This is a genomic window from Diplocloster agilis (assembly GCF_019042275.1).
GTDB classification, from domain to species: Bacteria; Bacillota; Clostridia; order Lachnospirales; family Lachnospiraceae; genus Diplocloster; species Diplocloster agilis.
In genome coordinates this window covers 1-2,280 of the sequence record NZ_JAHQCW010000083.1, presented here as the reverse complement: position 1 = coordinate 2,280, position 2,280 = coordinate 1, and the positions used below count along the sequence as shown (strand labels likewise).

Annotated in this window: 1 rRNA gene; it reads right to left on the bottom strand. The window is 52.4% G+C overall.

Going from position 1 to position 2,280, the window contains the following annotated elements:
* Positions 1–38 precede the first annotated feature (38 nt).
* Positions 39–2,280: ribosomal RNA gene (locus tag KTH89_RS24605) — 23S ribosomal RNA — on the bottom strand; the annotation flags it as partial.

Below are 2,280 nucleotides of genomic sequence, written 5' to 3'. Positions count from 1 at the left end.
TCTCTTCCAAACCTCTAATCTCAAACCTTCAGACCATTCTGGTCAAGCCCTCGACCTATTAGTAGCAGTCAGCTCCGTACATTGCTGCACTTCCACCTCTGCCCTATCCACCTTGTCGTCTTCAAGGGGTCTTACTAGCTTGTGCTATGGGATATCTCATCTTGAGGGGGGCTTCACGCTTAGATGCCTTCAGCGTTTATCCCTTCCCGACTTGGCTACTCGGCCATGCACTTGGCAGTACAACCGATACACCAGTGGTCGGTCCATCCCGGTCCTCTCGTACTAAGGACAGCTCCTCTCAAATATCCTACGCCCACGCCGGATAGGGACCGAACTGTCTCACGACGTTCTGAACCCAGCTCGCGTACCGCTTTAATGGGCGAACAGCCCAACCCTTGGGACCTACTACAGCCCCAGGATGCGATGAGCCGACATCGAGGTGCCAAACCACTCCGTCGATGTGAACTCTTGGGAGTGATAAGCCTGTTATCCCCAGGGTAGCTTTTATCCGTTGAGCGATGGCAATCCCACTTTATACCACCGGATCACTAAGTCCTACTTTCGTACCTGCTCCACCCGTCGGTGTCGCAGTCAAGCTCCCTTCTGCCTTTGCACTCTTCGAATGGTTTCCAACCATTCTGAGGGAACCTTTGAGCGCCTCCGATACCCTTTCGGAGGCGACCGCCCCAGTCAAACTCCCCGCCTGACATTGTCCCCCGACCGGTTCACGGCCGCAGGTTAGAAATCCAGCACTGCAAGGGTGGTATCCCAACAGCGGCTCCACGAAGACTGGCGTCCTCGTTTCTTTGCCTCCCACCTATCCTGTACATGCAATACCGAATCCCAGTATCAAGCTGGAGTAAAGCTCCATGGGGTCTTTCCGTCCTGGCGCAGGTAACCAGCATCTTCACTGGTACTTCAATTTCACCGGATGCATTGTCGAGACAGTGCCCAAATCATTACGCCTTTCGTGCGGGTCGGAACTTACCCGACAAGGAATTTCGCTACCTTAGGACCGTTATAGTTACGGCCGCCGTTTACTGGGGCTTAAGTTCAAAGCTTCGCTTGCGCTAACCTCTCCCCTTAACCTTCCAGCACCGGGCAGGCGTCAGCCCATATACCTCACCTTTCGGTTTTGCATAGACCTGTGTTTTTGCTAAACAGTTGCTTGGGCCAATTCTCTGCGGCCACATTTCTGTGGCACCCCTTCTCCCGAAGTTACGGGGTCATTTTGCCGAGTTCCTTGACAATGCTTCTTCCGTCGGCCTTAGGATTCTCTCCTCATCCACCTGTGTCGGTTTACGGTACGGGCACGATATAAACAATAGCGGCTTTTCTTGGCAGCCGGCTCACACACTTCCCTACTTTAATTTCGGTCCACGTCACGTCTTCAGATTGTACGGCGGATTTGCCAACCGTACTCCTACCTCGCTTGTACCGGGGTTTCCGTTCCCGGCTTGTGCTTTCCTTCTGCGTCCCCACAGTTCTGTTATATCGCGGTACAGGAATTTCCACCTGTTGTCCATCGACTACGTCTTTCGACCTCGCCTTAGGCCCCGACTTACCCAGAGCAGATCAGCTTTACTCTGGAAACCTTGGATATTCGGCCACAAGGATTCTCACCTTGTTCTCGCTACTCATTCCGGCATTCTCTCTTCTTAAAAGTCCACAGCTCCTTTCGGTACTGCTTCGCCCCTTTAAGAATGCTCCTCTACCGATGCATTACTGCATCCCTAAGCTTCGGTGTTGTGTTTCAGCCCCGGACATTTTCGGCGCAGGACCTCTCGACTAGTGAGCTATTACGCACTCTTTGAATGTATGGCTGCTTCTGAGCCAACATCCTAGTTGTCTTAGAAATCCCACATCCTTTTCCACTTAACACACACTTTGGGACCTTAGCTGTAGGTCTGGGCTCTTTCCCTTTTGACTACCCAACTTATCTCGTGCAGTCTGACTCCCGGCAATCATCTTACTGGCATTCGGAGTTTGATATTCTTCGGTAAGCTGTGACGCCCCCTAGGAAATTCAGTGCTCTACCTCCAAAAGACTCTGCCGAGGCTAGCCCTAAAGCTATTTCGAGGAGAACCAGCTATCTCCGGGTTCGATTGGAATTTCTCCCCTACCCACACCTCATCGCCACCTTTTTCAACAGATGTGCGTTCGGTCCTCCATTGCCTTTTACGGCAACTTCAACCTGGACATGGGTAGATCACCCGGTTTCGGGTCTACGTTGACTGACTCTGGCCCTATTAAGACTTGGTTTCCCTTCGGCTCCGGACT